This is a genomic window from Actinoplanes sp. NPDC051861, from assembly GCF_040681145.1.
Classification (GTDB): domain Bacteria; phylum Actinomycetota; class Actinomycetes; order Mycobacteriales; family Micromonosporaceae; genus Actinoplanes.
In genome coordinates this window covers 266748-286176 of record NZ_JBFAYE010000009.1, presented here as the reverse complement: position 1 = coordinate 286176, position 19429 = coordinate 266748, and the positions used below count along the sequence as shown (strand labels likewise).

The following is a 19429-nucleotide window of genomic DNA, read 5'->3' as shown; positions in this document are numbered from 1 at the left end:
GGTGAGGGATGAGTGGGGCGGCTGATGATGACCGTGTGGCGATCGAGGGCATTGTGCGGACGTTCTTTGCGGCGTTCGCCTCGGGGGCGGGTTGTCAGGAGCGGCTCGATGGGCTCAGGGAGGCCTTTCTGCCGGAGGCGGTGATTGTTCGGACCTGTGGGGGTGTGCCTGCCGTTCATGGGGTGGATGACTTCATCGGGCCTCGGGCGGAATTGCTTTCCAGTGGTGTCCTGACCGAATTTCGGGAGTGGGAGCTGGCGGGGCGCACCGATGTTTTCGGGGACGTCGCGCAGCACTTCTGCAGCTATGCCAAAGCGGGAGTGCGGCGCGGGGTTGCCTTCAGTGGGCGGGGGATGAAGACGCTGCAGTTCGTCCGGGTGGATGCTGGGTGGCGCATCAGTGCCCTGGCGTGGGACGACGAGAGAGACGGGCTGGTGATCGGGGCGAACTGACGGGCGGGGTCGACGGTGACCATGCACGCAGGCCGTTCTCCCCGGGAGGGCCCCAGGGCGACCATGCACCCGGGCGGGCATATGGGTCTTCTGCTCTTGAATTTCGTCAGTTGACGCGTGGGTGGGCGGCGAAGAAGTCCCAGATCAGGTCCGTGGCGACGATCGGAGCGTCGACGAGGGCCATTTCGCCGGTTCTGGCGCCCGGCCAGGAGTGGCCCATGTCGGTGACCACATAGATCTCGAGGTCCGAACCGTCCGCGCACCGCGCGCTGGACCGCTTCACCTTGGCGTCGCCGCTCTCCCTGGCCGGCTGGCATTTCAGTCGCTCGCGCCATTTGGTCAGGCCCGCTTCGAAAACGTCGTAGTACTTGTCCAGGGTGCCGATGACGGTGAGCACCGAAACCGGTTTGGCGGGTTTGTAGTCGGCGGCTTCCGCATTCGGGCCGCCGAAGCCGCCGCTGATCGGTGCGACGGCGGCGAAAACTCCGGTTGCCTCGACGGCCAGGCGGAAACTCATGTCGGCGCCGTTGGAGATACCGGTGGCATAGACCCGGTTCGCGTCCACGCCCCAGTCGGCGATCATCTTGTCGGTCAGCGCCTTCAGGAAGCCGACGTCGTCCTCGGCGCCGCAGCAGATCAGCGCGTTGAAACCGCCGGCGAGGCCGTCCGGATAGGCGACCAGGAAATGGTGTTCGTCGGCCTTCGCGTCCATCCCGATCATCGTGCGCAGGCGTTCGCCGTCGCCCGGGAAGAAATGCAGTGCGATGACGAGCGGAACGGGTTTGTCCGCGGTGAATCCGGGCGGGGCGTGCACCAGAAAGGCGCGTTGCTTGCCGCCGGCCTCGATGGTGAGGCGGTGGTCGCCCGCCGTGGGCTGTTGCCGTTCCTCCGGCGCCTGCTCGCTTCCGCATGCGGCGAGCAAAAAGCTGAAGATCAAGCCCAAGATCATTATCGTACGCCGCACCGCGCGCCCCCGTTTCCACCGGCAACCACGTCGAGAGGCTCGGGCACGCGCTCTCGCCCGGTCAACGGTTTCGGTCGTCGCCGAAAGGCTGGCAGGCTGGTTCCATGTTGCGCCTCTGGCTGACGCCCGCGGACCTGACGCGGATCACGTTCGCGGACCGGCTGCATCCGGCCGGCACCGTGCTCCTGGCCGGCCAGGCCCTGCGGCAGCCGGCGGTGGCCGCGTCCTTCCCGGCGCTGAGCCGCCGGGTCACCACGTCGCTGCCCGCGCTGCGGCCGCTGCACCACCTTCTGCCGGTCCAGGGTTTCGTGCCGGACTTCATGACGCCCCTGGACGGCCTGACCTCCCTCGACGACGGCCTCGCCGCGATCCGATCCACCCCGGTGCGGCAGGTCCGGGCCCAGGTCAGCGCCGCGTACGCCCGGGTGCCGGTCAGCGCCGCCCGCCGCCGGTTCGCCGACGCCGACCCGGAGGTGCTGGACACCCTGGTCGGTGCCATGCGCGCGTATTTCGACCAGGTCCTGGCGCCGGACTGGCCGGTGCTGAACCGCGCACACCGTCAGGTGGTCAGCGAGGCCGCGAGCCGGTACGCGCTGTCCGGCGCCGACGGCCTCCTGGCGAGGCTGCACCGGGCGATCCGGTGGCGCGCCCCGGCCCTGGAGGTCGACACGTGGCAGGAGGGCGAGATCCGGCTCGGCGGGCACGGGCTGATCCTGGTGCCGTCGACGTTCGCGGGACCGCGCCCCCGCGTGCTGGTCCTGCCGGAGCGGCCGGCGCTGGTGGTCTATCCCATCGAGCCGGACATGGTCCTGGACCGGGCGCCGGCGGACCCGCTCGTGGCGCTGTTCGGCCGGACCCGGACGGCCGTGCTGGTCCACACCACCCGGCCGGGCCGGCACACCACGTCGTCCATCGCCCGGCAGATCGGCATCAGCGTGTCGTCGTCCTCGGAGCACCTGTCGGCGCTGCGCGCGGCCGGGCTGGTGTCCAGCCGCCGGGAGGGCGGCGCGATCGTGCACCGGGCCACCGCGCTCTGCCGTGACCTGGCCTTCTGACAGGATGCAACCGTGCGTGCGCTGATTCTCGACGTGGCCCGGGCCCGGCCCCGAGTGGCGGAGGTGGCTCCGCCGACGGCTCCGCCCGGTGGCGTGGTGGTCCGGGTGATGGCGACCGGGATGTGCCGCAGCGACTGGCACGCCTGGGCCGGCCACGACGACGACGTGGCGTTCCCGCACGTGCCCGGCCACGAGCTCGCCGGTGAGATCGCCGAAGTGGGCGAGGGGGTCGGCCGGTGGCGTACCGGTGACCGGGTGACGGTGCCGTTCGTCTGCGGGTGCGGGCGGTGCGAGTGGTGCCGGACCGGCCAGGCCCAGGTCTGCCCTTCGCAGCAGCAGCCGGGTTTCACGCATTGGGGCTCGTTCGCGGAGTACGTCGCCCTGCACGCCGCCGACACCAACCTGATCGCTCTGCCCGCACAGGTCGGCTACCCGGCCGCGGCCGGTCTGGGCTGCCGGTTCGCCACCGCCTATCGGGCTCTGGCCGGGCGGGCCCGGCTCGTACCGGGGGAATGGGTGACCGTGATCGGCGCCGGTGGGGTCGGGCTCAGCGCGGTGATGATCGCCAAGGCGCTCGGCGGGCGGGTGATCGCGGTGGACCGCAATCCTTCGGCCCTGGCCGTGGCGGCGGACCTCGGTGCGGAGCACTGCCTGCGCGCGGGTTCCGACGTCCCGGGCGCGGTTGCGGATCTGACCGGCGGGGGCGGCCATGTCGCCGTCGACGCGGTCGGCAGTGAGCAGACCTGCGCCGACGCGATTCTCAGTCTGCGGCGGCGTGGCCGGCACGTTCAGGTGGGGCTGCTGCCGCCGGTCGGCGGGCACCCGCGGGTGCCGATGGCGCGGGTCATCGGCTGGGAGCTCGACGTGCTGGGCAGCCACGGGATGGCGGCGGCGGACTACCCGGCGATGATGGCGCTGATCGAGGACGGCTCGCTGCGCCCGGACCGCCTGATCGAGCGCACCGTGGGACTCGAGGAGGCGGCGGAGCTGCTGCCCGCTTTCGATCAGGCGACGGTGGCGGGCATGACCATGATCGACCCGTCGCGATAGGTCAGCTGTCGGCGGAGCGGTCCGGGCAGTCGCGGTCCGGCAGGGGGATGCTCGCCGCCGGGGTTCCGCTCTCCACCACGACGACCACGTTGCCCAGGTCCTCCGCGGCGGGGAGAGCGGGTGGGCCGGCGGCGGTCAGGACGGCGGCAGCGGTCAGGGCGGCGGCCGATGCGGCCAGCATGAATCTCTGCAGCATCACGAGTCCTCTCCCAGGGCCCTCTGATCCTAGTCAACCGGTGACAACCCGCCCGTGTCCAGTCGGGCGCGGGCCGCGGGTGGCCGGTGTCGCCGGCCACCCGCGGCGGAGTCACTCGACGCGGACGTTGTCGATGTCGACGGTGCCGGGGTTGATGTAGATCCAGAGGATGCGCACGTCGGCCAGCGCGGTGCTGTCGCAGGACATCGCGGAGAGCAGGTCGATGGTCGCCGTGGTGGTCGAGTCCTGGTTGATCCAGGTGAAGTTCGACTGGCACCAGGCGAGCCCGGCGCCGGTCTGCACCGCGATCGCCGCGTTGGTTCCGGCCGTGGGGCCGGTACGCAGGTCGTACTTGAGCGCGGTCCGGGCCGACAGGTCGATCGGCTCGGCGAAGGTGACGCCGAACCAGCCGCCGTCGGCCGCGTTGACGCGCAGGCCGTGCGTGCCCGCGGTGGCGAACTCGGTGGTCTGCTCCACCGTGCCGCCGTTGGCCTGCCAGGACGCGGACGCCCAGCCCTCGGTGCCGGTCTCGAACGAGGCGAGCACCGCGACCCCGGCCGGGTCCGGCTTCACCGTGACCGTCACGGTCGCCACGTTGGACAGCCGGCCGGCCTGGTCGCGGACCGTGTAGGAGGCGGCCGCCCGGCCGGCGAAGCCGGCGTCCGGCGCGAGGGTGAGGTCGCCGGCGGCCGTCGCGGTGAACGTGCCGCCGGGAACCGTCAGCGTCCGCTGCCGTCCCGGTGCCACCGGGTCGAGGTCAAGGGTCGCCGGCTGGATCCTGCTGCGGTACGCGATGTCGTTCGCCGTCGGCCGCAGCGTGACCGGGGTGTCGAACTCGGTCACCGCGGTGTCGTGGTCGGCGACCGGCGGCGTCGAGCGCTGCCCGGACTCGATCTCGTGAGTGGCGTTGGTGATCGTCGTGCACACCGGGCTGGGGCAGTAGACGGTGAAGCCGTCGTAGTCCGGGTACAGCGTGCCGTCGTCCTGCGAGCCGGACAGGATCCAGTACAGGAACCCGTTGCCGCCGGTGGCGGTGAAGTCGTTGAGCCACTGCTGGTACACCGGGTTGCGGGTGTTCTTGTTCTTCCACCCGAACTCGCCCAGCATCACGGCCTTGCCGAGCTCCTTGGCCGCCCTGTTGTGCCGGGCGATGTACTGCGAGCCCCACTCCGGGGTGCGGTTGCCCCAGCCGTCCGGGTACAGGTGGTACGACATGACGTCGACGGCCGGCAGCTTGGCGAGGGCGATGCTGTCCACGCCCTCACCGCAGTTGTCGATCCAGTCCGGTGCGTCCGGGCCGTCGCAGAAGAAGCCCTCGTCGCCGACGCTGACCAGGTGCCTGGAGTCGACCGACTTGATGTACCGCGTCATCTCGTCGGCCCACGCGGTGAGCGTCTCCGTGGTGCACGCGGAACTCTGGGGGTAGACACCCGAGCCCTTGCACCGAGGTTCGTTCCCGAGTTCCCACGTCATGATCGTGGGGTCGTCCTTGTATTTCACGCCGGTGATCGTGTTGACGCGGTTGAGGACGTGCTCGATGTAGTCGCGGTACCACCCCCTGATGATCGGGTCGGTGTAGAAGTCGTCGTGGTACGAGGCGCCGCGCCAGCGTACGTATTGATCGATGCCGCCGAAGTCCGACCAGTTGTTGGTCAGCGGGAGCACCAGCTTGACGCCGTGGCGCCGGGCCGCGTCGATCACGTAGTCGAGCCGCTCCAGGCCGTTCGGGCCGTCGTTGAACGCCGGCTTCTCGCCGTCCCAGTACTGGAAGTAGACGCCGTCGGGTGCCGGGGCCACCGAGTTGGTGCCGTCGGCGTTGCCGATCAGGCCGAACGCCCAGGTGCGCATCACGGTGAAGTCCGCGTCGCGCGCGTCGGCGAACACGTCGTCGACCATCGCCCGGCTCTTGTAGAACAGGTAGTAGTTGTTGGTCCCGCCGAAGCGGAACGTCTTCCCGTTCAGCTTGAGCCGGTGGCCGTCGCGGACCACGAAGCCGGAGGCTCCGGGTGCTGCCGTGGCTGGTGCGGTGAGGACGAACGCGCCGAGCACGGCCGCCAGAAGGAAGATGATGCGACGCCTCATATGAGGTCCCCCTGCTTCATATCGACCCGGGCCGATGCAACGGTAGGCCCGCCTCTTTCGCCCGGTCAACGGAGCGCGGGAAGAAAGTTAGGGGATTTAAGTTAGGTCGGATTCCTCAGGTTCGGGATCCGCTGCCGATGCCCCCGGCCGTCATGCTGAGAGGGAGGCGTTCATGAGGTGGATCCCCGGTACCGCGGCCGTGTTGCTCGCGGTGGGCGCGCTCGCCGCCGCTCCGGCCGGTCCCGCGTCCGCGGCCGGGGTGGAGCTCGCCGGCCGGGCCTGGATCGACGACGGCGGCGCCGACACCGCCGTGCAGGCCGTCAAGAAGGCCGCCGGTGGCAAGGTCAAGAACGGCGTGGTCGACACCGCGTCGCTGACCGGCGCGGGGATCGGTGTCGCTCTGATCGACTCCGGCGTCGCGCCGGTGGCCGGCCTGAACCAGCCGGGCAAGGTGATCAACGGGCCGGACCTGTCGTTCGAGTCGCAGACACCCGGGCTGGAGCACCTCGACACGTACGGCCACGGCACCCACATGGCGGGCATCATCGCCGGGTCGGACCCGGCCGGCGGCTTCGAGGGTGTCGCGCCGGGAGCGCACCTGATCAGCCTCAAGACGGCCGCCGCCGACGGTGCCGTGGACGTGACGCAGGTGATCGCGGCGATCGACTGGGTGGTCGCGCACCGCAACGACCCGGGGCTCAACATCCGGGTGCTCAACCTGTCGTTCGGTACCGACTCGGTGCAGCCCGCGCTGGTGGACCCGCTTTCGTACGCGGTGGAGGCCGCCTGGAAGAAGGGCATCGTGGTGGTGTCGAGCGTCGGCAACGACGGTGCCACCGCGCCCCGGGTGACCATGCCGGCGGCGAACCCGTACGTGCTCGCGGTCGGTGCGGCCGACCCGAACGGCACCGACGGCCGCGCCGACGACACGGTCGCCACGTTCAGCAACCGGGGCAACCTGACCCGGCACGCGGACCTGCTCGCCGCCGGGCGCTCTCTGGTGTCGCTGCGGGTGCCGGGCTCGTACATCGACACGCAGTACCCCTCCGCGCGAGTCGGTGACAGGCTCTTCCGGGGCAGCGGCACCTCGCAGGCGGCCGCGGTGGTCTCCGGATCGGTGGCACTGCTGCTCCAGCAGCGCCCCGGGCTCACCCCGGACCAGGTCAAGCAGCTGCTGACGCGTACCGCGGATCCGCTGGCCGGTGCGGACCCGGTCGCGGCCGGTGCCGGGCAGCTCGACATCGCCGAGGCGGCGACCCTGATCGCGCCGATGAACGCCACGCAGACCTGGGCGGCGTCCACCGGGCTCGGCTCCCTGGAGCTCTCGCGGGGCACGAACCACGTCGTGGACAGCGTCACCGGGACGGTTCTGGCCGGGGAAAGGGACATTTTCGGTACGCCGTGGACGCCGCTGACCTGGACGCTTGCCGCTCGCAACGGCAAGGCGTGGACCGGCGGGACGTGGAACGGCACCGTGTGGAGCGGGCAGGCCTTCGTCGGAACGTCGTGGCCCGTGGTGCCGTGGACCGGGCGGACCTGGGCCGGGCGGACGTGGGCCGGCTCCACCTGGGCCGGGCGGACGTGGACCACCAGCGGCTGGACCGGGCGCACGTGGACGTCCGGAACGTGGGCCGGCCGGACCTGGACGGGCCGCACCTGGGCCTGAGAACTCAACCCCGACCGGAACGCGCCGACAGATAAGGACGACCGCTGGGAGGAGAGGCCATGACAAGCGAGGGGCAGCGTACGCCCACCGCGCGAGTCCTCGCCCTCTCGGCGGTGCTGGCGCTGACCGCGGTCCTCGTGCAGACGGCGTGGCTGGTCCACGGCCCGCCGCTGCACGGCGCCGACCCGCGGCTGCTCGTCACGCTGGCGGTGCTCTACGCGCTGGCCGAGCGGTTCACCGTCACCTTCCCGGTCCGCCGTGGCGCCCACACGCTCAGCCTCAGCGAGATACCCCTCGTCCTGGCCCTACTCATGATCCACCCGGGTCTGCTGGTGCCGGTCAGCCTCGTGGGCGCCCTCGCCGGACTGATCATCTTCCGCCGGCAGCGCGGCACCAAGCTCGCCTTCAACACCGCGCTGCACCTGACCCAGGCCACCGTCGCCGGCGTGGTCTTCCACCTGATCATCCAGGACGCCGAGCCGTACGGGCCGCTCGGCTGGCTGGCCGCGTACGCCGCCACGTTCGCGTCCGACCTCGTATCGATCGTGCTGGTCACCGCGGTCATCGCGCTGCACGACGACTCCCAGGAGTGGCGCCGGCTGCTCACCGCGGACGTCAGGGAGCTGTTCCAGCTGCCGATGGTCGCGGTCACCACGACGCTGGCGCTGGTCACCGCCCTGCTGGTGCGCGAGCACTGGTACACCGCGCTGCTGCTGGTCGTGCTCGCGTACGCGGTGCACCGGGCCTTTCACCGCTACGCCCAGCAGACCCGTACACACCAGCAGGTCGACGACCTCTACCGGTTCAACCGGTCGCTGGACGGGCTGACCGACGCCGACGAGGTGACCCGGACGGTGCTCAGCCAGGTCCGCGACCTGATCCGCGCCGAAGAGGCCACGCTCGTCGTGCCCGCGAGCGACGACGGCCCGCCGCTCTGCCTGCGCCTGCACGGCCGCGACTCCTTCGAGGCCGGGCCGCTCGCCGCGGGGGAACACTGGTGGCTGCCGGCCCGCTCCGGTACGCCGGTGCTGCTGCCGGCCTCGATCGCGGTTCCGGTCCGGCTCGGAAGCGCCACCGGCGTGCTGATCGCCGACGGCTGCATGTCTGATATCTCGGCTTTCAGTGGTGAACATCTGGACCTGCTGCAGGCCATGTCCTCGCACGCCGGTGTCGCGCTCTCCGAGGTGCGCCTGCTCCAGCGCCTGCAGCACACCGCGTCGCACGACCCGCTGACCGACCTGCCCAACCGCGACCACTTCCTGGCCGACCTGCAGCACGCCACCGACAGCGGTGGCGTGGTCGGTGTCCTGCTGCTCGACCTCGACCGCTTCAAGGACGTCAACGACGCGCTCGGCCACGACATCGGCGACGACCTGCTGCGGCGGATCGGCGCGCGGCTGCGGGAGCGGTTCGGCCGGTACGGCACCGTGTCGCGCCTGGGTGCCGACGAGTTCGCGCTGATCGTCCGGGACGCGGATGTCGTGGCGGTGGCCGAGGACGTACGCCGTACCGTAGAAATGCCCGTCCCCGTCGGTGACCTGGACCTCTCCGCCCAGGTCAGCATCGGCGTGAGCCTCGCGCCGGACCACGGCCTGGACGCCAACCGCCTGCTGCGACGCGCCGACCTGGCCATGCACGCGGCGAAGGAGCAGCGCTGCGGCGTGCGCACCTACGTCCCCGACGACGACCGTGACACGGCCCGCCGCCTGACTCTCATGACCGGGCTGCGCACCGCCGTCGAGACCGGCGCGCTCACCGTCGTCTACCAGCCCAAGGTCGACCCGCGCACCGGCCGGGTCCTGGGCGCCGAGGCTCTCACCCGCTGGCAGCACGACGGCCGGCCGGTACCGCCCGACGAGTTCATCCCGCTCGCCGAACGCTGCGGCCTGATCCGCCCGCTGACCGCCCAGGTCCTGGACACCGCGCTGGCCGCCTGCGCGTCCTGGCGGGCGTCCGGCCGCGAACTCTCCGTCGCGGTCAACCTGTCACCCGACATGCTGGCCGACCCCGGTCTGACCGCCCAGGTGCGGGAGGCGCTGCACCGGCACGGGATGCCCGCGCACGCCCTCACCCTCGAGATCACCGAGAACGGCATCATGGCGGATCCGGCCAACGCCCGGCGCAGCCTCGACGCCCTCCACTCGCTGGGCGTCAAGCTGTCGATCGACGACTTCGGTACGGGTCACTCGTCACTGGGCCGCCTCGCCCACCTGCCCATCCACGAGGTGAAGATCGACAAAAGCTTCATCCGCCACATCGTGACCGACCGTAATCGGCGGGCGGTCACGGATGCGGCGCTGCAGCTGGCGAGCGCCCTGGACCTGACCGTGGTGGCCGAGGGTGTGGAGGAACAGGCCGAACTCGACCACCTGCGCGATCGTGACTGCCACGCGATCCAGGGCTATCTCATCGCGAAGCCACTGCCGCCGGACGTCTTCGCCGCCTGGCTGGACAGTCACGAGACGGCGGTGCTGTCGCCGGTGTGACCGCGTGCTTCTAACGGTCGTTTCAGGTTCGCCCGGTATGAACTGGGCATCGCCGGTCTCGACCCTGAAGGGCGGCCATTCGTGATTTCTGTGCTCGTGGTGGACGCCCAGCCGCTGCAGCGCCTCGGGTTCCGCATGCTGCTGGAGAGCACCCCCGACACCGAGATCGTCGGCGAGGCCGGCAACGGCGCCGAGGCCGTTCGGCGGATCACCGAGCTGCGTCCCGACGTGGTGCTGATGGACATCCGTTTGCCGGGAGTCGACGGGATCGAGGCGACCCGGCGCGCCGTCGCGGCCGGTGGGCGTTCGCGGATCCTGGTGCTGACCACGTTCGACGGGGAGCGGTACGCGTTCGCCGCGCTGCGGGCCGGGGCGAGCGGTTTCCTGCTCAAGGACATCGGCCCGGAGGAGCTGCTCGCCGGCATCCGGGCCGTCGCCGCCGGGGACGCGGTGATCGCGCCGGCGCTGACTCGCCGGCTGCTCGACGCGCTCGCCGACCGGCTCGACGACGACCTCTGCGAACCCGTACGGAAGGATCCCCGGCTGAGCTTCCTGACCGACCGCGAGCGCGAGGTTCTCGTCGCCATCGGCCAGGGCCTCACCAACGGCGAGATCGCGCAGCGGTTCACGCTGTCGGAGTCGACGGTGAAGACCCACGTCGGGCGGGTCCTCGCCAAGATCGGAGCACGGGACCGGATCCAGGCGGTCATCCTCGCCTACAACCTGAGACTCACCCGGCCCGTTCAGAGACCGTCATGATGCCGATGCACATCTCGTCGCTGGTGCCGTCGCCCCACACCACGTAGCGGGGTGGCAGCTTCTTCAGCTGCGGAACCTGTTTGCGCAGCCCCGCGTCGTGCGTGCACGTGACCCGCAGCGTGTCCCCCGGACCGATGTCCACCGGCGACGGCAACGTCATCAGCCGCTGGTTGTCGAAGTCGAACTGCGGCACGTCGAGCACGACCTTGGCGTTCGGCGTACCCGGGTTGAGTTCGACCTTGATGGCCCGCCCGAGCATGTGCATGTGGCCGAAACCGGCGTACAGCGTCATCGGCGCCTCCACCTCCTGGTCGCAGGTCTGGGTGTCACCGGGCTTCGGCACGCCGCCCGGGTTGCATTCCTCCACCTGACGGTCCGCCGAATCGCCGACATCCGCTCCGAACCGCTTCGTCACGTCCGCGATCGAGGCCGCCCGGTCACAGAGCGGACCCGACTCGCCGGCGGCGCAGGGCAGGTCGGTCGGCGCGTCGAGCGACCACGTCTCGAGTTCCCGGGTTCGGGGCGTGCCGTCCGTCAGCCGCAGCCGCACCGCCGAGCGGTCCGACCCGGCCGCTTTGCCGCCGGTCGCGAGCAGGTTGTAGTGGATCTGCAGGACGAGCAGGCCGCCCGGCTCCAGCTTGAAGCCGGCGTCCTGGTCGAGCAGCGTCTCCGTGGCGCCCGGCGCCCAGGTGTCCACCCACGCCGCCTCCCCCTCTTCGACCTCGGCGCCCTTCACTCCGGTCCCGCCGAAGCACTGCCAGCCGATGCCAGGGGTCTTTTCGTCCTGCTCACGCACCGCTGCGGCCCCGCGCGGCGGCACCGCGTAAACGATGGCGTGGTGCGCGATGGCGATGTTCTCCGGTGTGAACTGGGTTCCGGTCAGGAACGCCGCCCTGCTCAGCGCCGGGTCGATCATCTGGCACCGGTACTCGTCCGTGCCGCCGCCCTCCAGCGGCACGGGCGTGTACGCCTCGGCCGTCTTCAGGTCCAGGAACCGCTCGCCGGCGCGCAGCGGCTGTGGTGGAGCCGATGACGCGCCCGCGTGCATGCTGTGCCGGCCGGCAGCCGGGGGCGCCGCACTCTTGTCGGCGTCCGATCCGCAAGCGGCGACAGCGGCGAATGCTGTCACCAGCGTCACGGCGCCCGCCGCGAACCTCTCAGATTTCCTCATGGCCCGGACGCTAGGACGGATTCCGTCCTGTTTCGTCGTACCGCGGTCGTGATCGTCGGGAGGGAGGTGGTACCGCGGTACCACTCCCGGAAATTAACGGTCGTCTCAGATTCGCTCGGTACGAATTCGGCCTCGGACAAGCGATGCAACGCGTATGTAGGAGGCTTTTGATGTCAGTCAACGCAGCGCCAGCCGGTCGGTTGGCAGGCCGGTGGGTGCCATGGCTGGTGATCGGCCTGTGGCTGGTGCTGGCGGCGGTCATGGTGCCGTTGAGCGGAAAGTTGAGTTCGGTCACCACCGACAAGGCCGTGGACACCCTGCCGGCCGGCGCCGAGTCGACCAGGGTGGCGGTGCTGGAGGACAGTCTCCCCGGCGGCGAGGACAACACGTTCGTCTTCGTGTACCACCGCGCCGGCGGCCTGACCGGCGCCGACCGCGCGACGGTCGAGCGCCACTACGACACCCTCGCCAAGCGGTACCCGCCGAAGGCCGCGGCCGACGAGGGCGCCTCGACGAGGCTCTCCACCGACGGCAAGGCGATGATGTTCACCCTCGACGTGAGCACGGCCTACGGCGCGCCGGAGGCCGTCGTCGGCCCGTTGCGTGACGCCGCGAAGGACCGCCCCGCCGGCCTGGAACTCGAGGTGACCGGCCCGGCCGCGATCGACGGCGACATGGACGCCGTCTTCGACGGCATCGACCTGCAGGTCTTCCTCACCACGGTCGTCGTCGTCACGGTCCTGCTCATCCTCACCTACCGCAGCCCGGTGCTGTGGTTCGTCCCGCTGATGGTCGTGGGCGCGGCCGCGCTGACCGCCATGGCGACCGTCTACCTGCTCGTCAAGGGCTTCGGCATCGTGGTCAACGACCAGAACTCGGCGCTGCTGACGATCCTGGTGTTCGGCGTCGGCACGGACTACGCGCTGTTGCTCATCGCTCGATATCGGGAGTCGCTGCACCACCACGAGAACGTCCGGGTCGCGATGGTCCACGCGCTACGCGGCGCGGCGCCGGCCATCGTCGCGTCCGCGGCCACCGTGGTCGCCGGCCTGCTCTGCCTGCTCGTCGCGGACCTGAACAGCACCAGCGGGCTGGGCCCGATCGGCGCCGCCGGCATCCTGTGCGCGCTGGCGGCCATGCTGACGCTGTTCCCGACGGTGCTCGTGGTGCTCGGCAGGCGAATCTTCTGGCCGGCCATCCCGCGGTTCAGCACGGCCGTGCAGGACAGGCCGGGGCTGTGGGGACGGCTCGGCACCGCCATCAGCCGCCGGCGCTGGGTGGCCACGCTCGGCTCGCTCGGAGTCCTCGGCGTGCTCGCCATCGGTCTGACGGGCAACACCGGCGCCCTGCGGGAGCAGGACCAGTTCCTGTCCGCGCCGGAGTCGGTCACCGGCTTCACCGTTCTCCGCCGGCACTTCCCGGAGCTCGGCGGCCAGCCGATGACGATCTATACGCGGCCGGCGTACCAGGAGCGGGTGGCCGACATCGTCAAGCGCACTCCCGGCGTGGCGGAGGCCGTCCCGGGCCAGACCGTCGGAGGCTGGGCCGACATCTCCGTGTTCCCGGCCGACGCGCCGGACACCGCCGCTGAGTACGACACGATCAAGCGGGTGCGCACCGCCGTGCACGCGGTGAACGGGGCGGAGGCGATCGTCGGCGGGCCGAGTGCGGAGAACCTCGACACCGAGGTCACCACCAGCCGCGACGAGAAGCTGGTGATCCCGCTGGTGCTCGCCGTCGTCCTGATCGTCCTCGGGCTGCTGCTGCGCGCGATCGTTGCCCCGCTGGTCCTGATGGCCACCGTGATCGTCTCGTTCGCGGCGGCCTTCGGCGGCAGCGTGTTCGTCTTCGAGACGATCCTCGGGTTCAAGGGTGTCGACTACTCGGTGCCGCTGCTGGCATTCCTGTTCCTGGTGGCGCTCGGCGTCGACTACAACATCTTCCTGGCCAGCCGGGCCCGGGAGGAGACCGTCCGTCTCGGCACCCGAGAGGGCATGCTGACGGCCCTGTCGGCCACCGGTGGCGTCATCACCTCGGCAGGCCTGGTCCTGGCGGCCACGTTCGCGGTCCTCACCACACTTCCGCTGGTGATGCTGGTCGAGGTCGGGTTCCTGGTCGCCTTCGGCGTGCTGCTCGACGCCCTGCTGGTGCGGTCGGTCCTGGTGCCCGCCCTCACCCTCCTGATCGGCCGGCGGATCTGGTGGCCGAGCCGGCTGTCCCGTCCAGCGGCAGGGCCGCCGATCGGTCGGCACACGCTCGCCGACGAGGAGGAGCTCACGCTGCAGCGGTGAGTGTGCCGGGACGGGCATCCAGCCCGTCCCGGGTCTTTCTGTCCCGCGCCGCACCGCCCGTCCCGGGTCTTTCTGTCCCGCGCCGCACCGCCCGTCCCGCGCCGCACCGCGGGGACCGGGTCAGCGCGCCGCGGCCGGAAGGTCGACCCGGAGCAGCGCGCCACCGCGTGCCGAGCGGGCGACGGTGGCCCGGCCGCCGTGGGCGTCGACGACCCGCTGCACGATCGACAGCCCCAGACCGGAACCCGGCAACCCCCGGGCGCTGTCGGCACGGTAGAACCGGTCGAACACCCGCGGTACGTCCACTGTGCTGATCCCCGGCCCGGCGTCGTCGACCTCGATCACCGCCGACGCACCCTCGGCACGGAGCCGGACCTGGACCGGCTGATCCGCGGGGGACCACTTGCCGGCGTTGTCGATGAGGTTGAGCACCGCCCGCTGGAGCGCAGCGGAACGCCCGCTCACCCACACGGAGGTCACGTCGAGCTCGACCTCGAGGTCGGGCATGCGGGAACGCGCCTGGGCCGCGGCGGCCACCACCACGTCGGCGAGGTCGATCGGCTCGGTGCTCTCGTCGCTGACGTCACCGCGTGCCAGGTCGGTCAGCTCGGCGGCAAGGTTGCTCAACTCGGCCACCTGGGCGCCGAGATCCTGGAACAGGCGGGCCCGGCTCTCCGCCGAGAGGGCGGTGTCGAGGGTGCCGCGCCGGTCGAGCCGGACCAGCAGCTCGATGTTGAGGCGCAGGCTGGTGAGCGGGGTCTTGAGTTCGTGGGCGGCGTCCTCGGCGAGCAGCCGCTGGGCCCGCCGGGAGTCCCGGAGCGCGGCGAGCATGTCGTTGATCGCCTTGATCAGCCGCCGGATCTCGCCACCGCCCTCGTCCGGGATGCCGGCGTCGAGATCCCGGGTGTGCGCGACACGTACCGCTGCGGCGGTCAGCCGGTCGATCGGCGCCAGCCCGGTCCGCGCCACGGTCCGCCCGACAAGGGCGCCGCCGGCCACACAGAGCAGCCCGATCAGCAGCATGCCGAACCCGAACTGGTTGATCGGGCTGTCGTCGGCGACGCGGGCAACCTGGACCGCGCCGTCGCCCGCGCGCAGCGTGTAGACGTGGTAGCCGTCGTCGTCGCTGTCCCCTGACTCCATCAGGTCGGCTGACGCGCCCCGCGCCACGCGCCCGGCGGGCACGCTGACCGGGGGCAGCGCGGGTTGACCGGCGGGCGTCCGGGTCGAGCCGTCGGGCAGGATGAGCCGCACCAGTCGACCGGCTCCGGGATACGCCGGCAGCTGAACCCGCGCCAGACCGGCCTGCTCCGCGGTCGCCGCCAGGACACGGGAGTCGGCGCGCAGCTCATTCTCGGCGGTGTCCCGCAGCTCCCGGTCCATCAGCTCACTGGCCACCTGGAAGGCCACGAACACGCTGACCGCGATGGCCGTCGCCGCGATCACCGTCATCCTGGTCCGCAGGGACCGCCGGCGCCACCATCGGGTCAGCCTGCTCACGGAGGAGTCTCCCGCAGCGTGTATCCCAGGCCGCGCAGCGTGTAGATCAATCGCGGCTCACCCTCGGCCTCCATCTTGCGGCGCAGGTAGCTCACGTACACCTGGAGGTTGTTGGCCGTGGTGCTCATGTCGAAGCCCCAGATCGCCTCGAACAGCGCGTCGCGGGTCAGGACCCGGGTCGCGTTGCGCACGAGGACCTCCAGGAGGGAGAACTCGGTCCGGGTCAAGCGCAGCGGCCGCTCGCCGCGCCACGCCTCGAACCTGTCGGGATCGAGCCGGACGCCGGCGAACGACAGGATCTGCGACTCCTCGTCGGGCGGTGTGCGCCGGCGCAGCAGGGCCCGCACCCGGGCCAGCAACTCCTCGGTGGCGAACGGCTTGGGCAGGTAGTCGTCGGCGCCAGCGTCCAGCCCGGTGACCCGGTCGGAGACCTGGTCACGGGCGGTCAGCATGAGCACCGGCAGATCCCGGCCCGCGGCCCGCAGCCGCCGGCAGGTCTCCAATCCGCCGAGGCGGGGCATCATCACGTCGAGGATCAGCAGATCCAGCGTGTCACCGCCCGCTCCACCGACCCCGTCGAGCACGGCGAGACCGTTGGCGACGGTGCTGGTGTCGTAACCCTCGACCTGAAGCACCCGCTCCAGCGACTCACGGATGGCCGCGTCGTCATCCGCGATCAGGATCCGCACGGCGGCCCGCCCCCCTTGCAGTCGATGCTTTGCCGCTCATCCTTCCCGATCAACCTGAAGCCAGGATTAGAACCGTCAGCCGCGCGCCTCGAAGGAGGCGTTCACATCGAGCGCGGCCAACACGCGGCAGAGCACCGCGTATCCGGAGCCGTCACGGTAGTTGTCGTACCTGCGGGTCTTGCCGCCGATCAGGCGTACCTTCACGTGGCCGGGCCGCAGTTCGATCCGCTCGATCGCGGCCCACGGCGTGATCGTGGTGTCCTTGGGGCCCGCGATTCCCTCGGGGGCCAGCCGGAAGTCGCCGCGTACGACTGTCGCGCCGTCCCGGACCGCCTCAGCCAGCCGTGCCACGAGCGGGGTCACGGCCCAGTCGGTGATCAGGTCGGCGATCGAGGGGAGACGGGGAACGGCCGTGCCGGCCCCGGCCGGCACGAGCGCGGCGATCAGGGCACCGGCGGGGCCGTACGGGTCGAGCGCGTTGCGGTACCTCGCAGTGATCGACACGGCGCGGCCGTCGGCGGTGGTGAGGCGGAAACCCTCGTAGTTCCACGACGACTGGGACTCCGAGCCGGACGAGCTCCACTCGTCGAGCACGTCGGTGACCTCGCCCGAGCGCACCACACGCGGGTGGCCGTCCGGGTCGGCCTCGGCCAGGCCGCCCGGGTATCCGTACAGCCATCGGGTGAAGCGGGCCCGGCGGGAGAGCACGACGAAGACCACGCAGTAGCCGCCGGCCACGAACGGGGTGACGAGCAGAAGGGGCAGCGCCGCGTCCGGGGCCCACCCGATCAGCAGGACCATCACGACGAGGAAAATCGCGGCGGGAACGAGCAGGCGCAGCACGCGGCGTACGCCCAGCGGTGGGGTCATCTCGGTGTGATAGATGCCAAGCGGTTCGCCCAACTCGAGCGCCTGACCGAGATGGGCGGCGCGCTGCCAGTCGGCGGCGTGTCGCGCTTGTTGCTCTGCCATCCGGCGCCGGAAACCCTCGTCCAGTCGCTGCCGCGCTTCGGGACTCATTCCCATACCGACCTGGTTAGCACCATCCGGCAACCCGGATCGCTCGTCCGTACTTCAGGATCTCGATGTGGGCGGGGCTTTCGAGGTGGCCGAGGCGCTGGGACCCGGGTCGATCGAGATCATGACCTGCGCCGGGGTAGAGAGGTTGCCGGCGCCGTCGAAGGCGCGAACGCTGACGAAGTGTGTCCCGAAGCCGAGCCGCACCGATGCCGTGGTGCCGCCGACCCGGCTGACGACCGCACCGTCCAGCGCGACCTCGTAGCCGGCAACGAACTGGTCGTCCTGGGGCGCGTCCCACCGGGCGGTGAAGTAGCCGCCGCTCGGGCTGCCGAGTCTGAGGTTCGTCGCCGGGCCGGGCGGGGTGACGTCCGGTGAGGTGCCCAGGCCCAGGGTCGCGAACGGGGAACGGTTGCCGGCAGCGTCGACCGCTCGTACTCCGAAGGTCATCACCATCGGCGGTGGGATCGGCATGCTGTGGCTGGTGGTCGTCACCGTAGCGATCGGGCCCGAGCTGGTGCCGGTGTAGATCTCGTATCCGACGACCCCGGTGTCGTCGGTCGACGCGTCCCAGCGCAGGGTGAAGGTGTTGCCCTGCGTGTCACCGCGGAAGTTGGCCGGCGTGCTGGGCGGCCGGGCGTCGAGGGCGGCCGGATCGCCGGCACACGACCTGCCGTTGAGCAGGCACGACTGCGGCGCGCCGGAGCCGGAGGCGATCCAGCCGAAGGACGTCGACGCGCCCGGGTCGAGACTCGCGTTCCACGAGGCGCCGGTGATGACGTAGTGCGCACCGGTCCGGCTCACCACGGCGTTCCAGCTGTAGTCGAGCGTGGTGCCGTCCGGCAGGTCGAACTCCACCCGCCAGGCCGCCATGTGGTCCGCGCCGTCGTTGGTCACCGTCATTCTGCCCACATAGCCCGTGGGCCAGGCGTTCTCCTTCAGGAACACGGCGGTCGCGGCCTGCGCGGATCCCGAGGTGAGCATGATCGTCACCAGTCCGGCCACCAGCGCTGCCAGGACCGCGGACACACGCGACGCGAATCGACTCATGTCGATGCACGCTACACGCCGGATTCGATCACGGACGCAGCGTGTCAGGATGTGGAAAGAGCTGCGGTAGCGTCCATGTTGTGGAGACGTTCTCCCGCAACGGCATGCGGTTCGGCGTGTCGGACGAGGGGCCGGTGGGCGCGGAGACGGTCGTGCTCCTGCACGGGTTCCCGCAGAGTGCGCAATCGTGGATCGGCGTTTCCCGGCCGCTGCTCGCGGCCGGTTACCGGGTCATCGCGCCGGACCAGCGCGGCTACACCCCGCAGGCACGGCCTCGGTCCCGGCGCGCTTACCGGCTCAGCGAGCTCGTGGCTGACGTCGTGGCCCTCGTCGATGCCGCCGGGGCCGATCGGGTTCACCTGGTAGGCCACGACTGGGGCGGCGGGGTCGCGTGGATGCTCGCCGCCACGAGACCGGATCGGCTGCACACCCTCACCGCCGTCTCCGCACCGCACCCCCGTGCGGTGGTGAAGGCCGTGCTGACCAGCCGGCAGGCCTGGCAGGCGTGGCACGTCGGGTTCTTCCAGGTGCCGTGGCTTCCCGAGGCCGCCATCCGGTCGCGGGGTGGCCGGCTCGCGGTGGCACAGCTCGAGCGATCCGGTCTCAGTGCTGACCTGGCGAGGGCGTACGCCGACCGGCTCATCGACGACCCCGACGGCCTGGCCTGCGCGTTGCGCTGGTACCGCGCCATGCCGCTCGACATCTCCGCCGGGCTCAGGACCGGCGCGGTCACCGTCCCGACGACCTATGTCTGGAGCACCGACGACATCGCCATCGGCCGCCGTGCAGCGGAGTTGACCAGCCGGTGGGTGACCGGCCCGTTCGACTTCAAGGTGCTTGACGGCGTCTCGCACTGGATCCCCGAACAGGCGCCGGACGAACTGGCCCGGTACATCCTGGAGCGGATCAGAAGCATCTCGCCGACGACCTGAACGGCGTCAGAACTCTCATACGTGACCGGTACAGCCTTTCGGGTTACTCGCGTTGCGGCGCGCCGACCT

The 19429-nt window shown here is 71.0% G+C and carries 16 protein-coding genes; 8 read left to right on the top strand and 8 right to left on the bottom strand.

Annotated features, from left to right (window positions below; translation table 11 throughout):
• The first annotated feature begins 35 nt into the window (after positions 1 to 35).
• On the top strand, positions 36 to 452 hold the full coding sequence (locus AB0M02_RS24870; protein ID WP_364230509.1) for a DUF4440 domain-containing protein: 417 nt from the start codon (positions 36 to 38) through the stop codon (positions 450 to 452).
• A 106-nt stretch (positions 453 to 558) separates the two neighbouring features.
• Here the strand turns inward: AB0M02_RS24870 and AB0M02_RS24865 are convergent, their stop codons facing one another.
• Positions 559 to 1395 carry a PHB depolymerase family esterase gene (locus AB0M02_RS24865; protein WP_364230506.1) on the bottom strand — a complete coding sequence of 279 codons (837 nt, stop codon included), beginning with the start codon at positions 1393 to 1395 and terminating at the stop codon, positions 559 to 561.
• A 125-nt stretch (positions 1396 to 1520) separates the two neighbouring features.
• Between AB0M02_RS24865 and AB0M02_RS24860 the strand changes: the two genes are divergently transcribed.
• Both AB0M02_RS24860 and AB0M02_RS24855 read left to right on the top strand, forming a co-directional pair.
• Positions 1521 to 2471: a helix-turn-helix transcriptional regulator gene (locus tag AB0M02_RS24860; RefSeq protein WP_364230503.1), complete on the top strand. Its 951-nt coding sequence runs from the start codon at positions 1521 to 1523 to the stop codon at positions 2469 to 2471.
• A gap of 12 nt (positions 2472 to 2483) precedes the next feature.
• Entirely contained in the window at positions 2484 to 3521 is a 1038-nt protein-coding gene (locus AB0M02_RS24855; protein WP_364230501.1) for a zinc-dependent alcohol dehydrogenase family protein, read from the top strand.
• A gap of 1 nt (position 3522) precedes the next feature.
• Here the strand turns inward: AB0M02_RS24855 and AB0M02_RS24850 are convergent, their stop codons facing one another.
• Positions 3523 to 3717, bottom strand: coding sequence for a hypothetical protein (locus AB0M02_RS24850; protein WP_364230499.1), 195 nt, complete (start codon positions 3715 to 3717; stop codon positions 3523 to 3525).
• Between the two features lie 111 nt (positions 3718 to 3828).
• Positions 3829 to 5799, bottom strand: a complete 1971-nt coding sequence (locus AB0M02_RS24845) for a cellulase family glycosylhydrolase (protein ID WP_364230497.1) — start codon at positions 5797 to 5799, stop codon at positions 3829 to 3831.
• Between the two features lie 172 nt (positions 5800 to 5971).
• Here AB0M02_RS24845 and AB0M02_RS24840 point away from each other — a divergent pair, with 172 nt between their 5' ends.
• The 3 genes from AB0M02_RS24840 to AB0M02_RS24830 all read left to right on the top strand — a co-directional run bounded on the left by AB0M02_RS24840 (position 5972) and on the right by AB0M02_RS24830 (position 10710).
• Positions 5972 to 7465, top strand: a complete 1494-nt coding sequence (locus tag AB0M02_RS24840; RefSeq protein WP_364230495.1) for a S8 family serine peptidase — start codon at positions 5972 to 5974, stop codon at positions 7463 to 7465.
• Between the two features lie 59 nt (positions 7466 to 7524).
• Entirely contained in the window at positions 7525 to 9951 is a 2427-nt protein-coding gene (locus AB0M02_RS24835) for an EAL domain-containing protein (protein ID WP_364230493.1), read from the top strand.
• Positions 9952 to 10032: 81 nt separating this feature from the next.
• On the top strand, positions 10033 to 10710 hold the full coding sequence (locus tag AB0M02_RS24830) for a response regulator transcription factor (RefSeq protein WP_364230491.1): 678 nt from the start codon (positions 10033 to 10035) through the stop codon (positions 10708 to 10710).
• Here the strand turns inward: AB0M02_RS24830 and AB0M02_RS24825 are convergent.
• The gene (locus AB0M02_RS24825) at positions 10682 to 11881 is read right to left on the bottom strand and encodes a monooxygenase (protein ID WP_364230489.1); all 1200 of its coding nucleotides are present in this window, start codon (positions 11879 to 11881) and stop codon (positions 10682 to 10684) included. The two genes, AB0M02_RS24830 and AB0M02_RS24825, sit on opposite strands and share 29 nt — an antisense overlap.
• 215 nt (positions 11882 to 12096) lie before the next feature.
• Here AB0M02_RS24825 and AB0M02_RS24820 point away from each other — a divergent pair, with 215 nt between their 5' ends.
• Complete coding sequence (locus AB0M02_RS24820) at positions 12097 to 14172, top strand: MMPL family transporter (RefSeq protein ID WP_364230486.1); 2076 nt, start codon at positions 12097 to 12099, stop codon at positions 14170 to 14172.
• 120 nt (positions 14173 to 14292) lie between these two features.
• Here the strand turns inward: AB0M02_RS24820 and AB0M02_RS24815 are convergent, their stop codons facing one another.
• The 4 genes from AB0M02_RS24815 to AB0M02_RS24800 all read right to left on the bottom strand — a co-directional run bounded on the left by AB0M02_RS24815 (position 14293) and on the right by AB0M02_RS24800 (position 18428).
• Positions 14293 to 15672, bottom strand: a complete 1380-nt coding sequence (locus tag AB0M02_RS24815; protein WP_364230484.1) for a HAMP domain-containing sensor histidine kinase — start codon at positions 15670 to 15672, stop codon at positions 14293 to 14295.
• Positions 15669 to 16361 (bottom strand): response regulator transcription factor, encoded by a 693-nt coding sequence (locus tag AB0M02_RS24810; protein ID WP_364230482.1) that lies wholly within the window; start codon positions 16359 to 16361, stop codon positions 15669 to 15671. The genes AB0M02_RS24815 and AB0M02_RS24810 overlap by 4 nt, the downstream gene beginning before the upstream one ends.
• A 75-nt stretch (positions 16362 to 16436) precedes the next feature.
• A complete protein-coding gene (locus tag AB0M02_RS24805) occupies positions 16437 to 17333 on the bottom strand; it encodes a hypothetical protein (RefSeq protein WP_364230479.1) in 897 nt (298 codons plus the stop codon).
• A gap of 102 nt (positions 17334 to 17435) precedes the next feature.
• Positions 17436 to 18428: a cellulose binding domain-containing protein gene (locus tag AB0M02_RS24800; protein ID WP_364230477.1), complete on the bottom strand. Its 993-nt coding sequence runs from the start codon at positions 18426 to 18428 to the stop codon at positions 17436 to 17438.
• Between the two features lie 80 nt (positions 18429 to 18508).
• On the opposite strand from AB0M02_RS24800, the gene AB0M02_RS24795 reads away from it, so the two are divergent.
• A complete protein-coding gene (locus AB0M02_RS24795) occupies positions 18509 to 19360 on the top strand; it encodes an alpha/beta fold hydrolase (RefSeq protein WP_364230475.1) in 852 nt (283 codons plus the stop codon).
• Positions 19361 to 19429 lie beyond the last annotated feature (69 nt).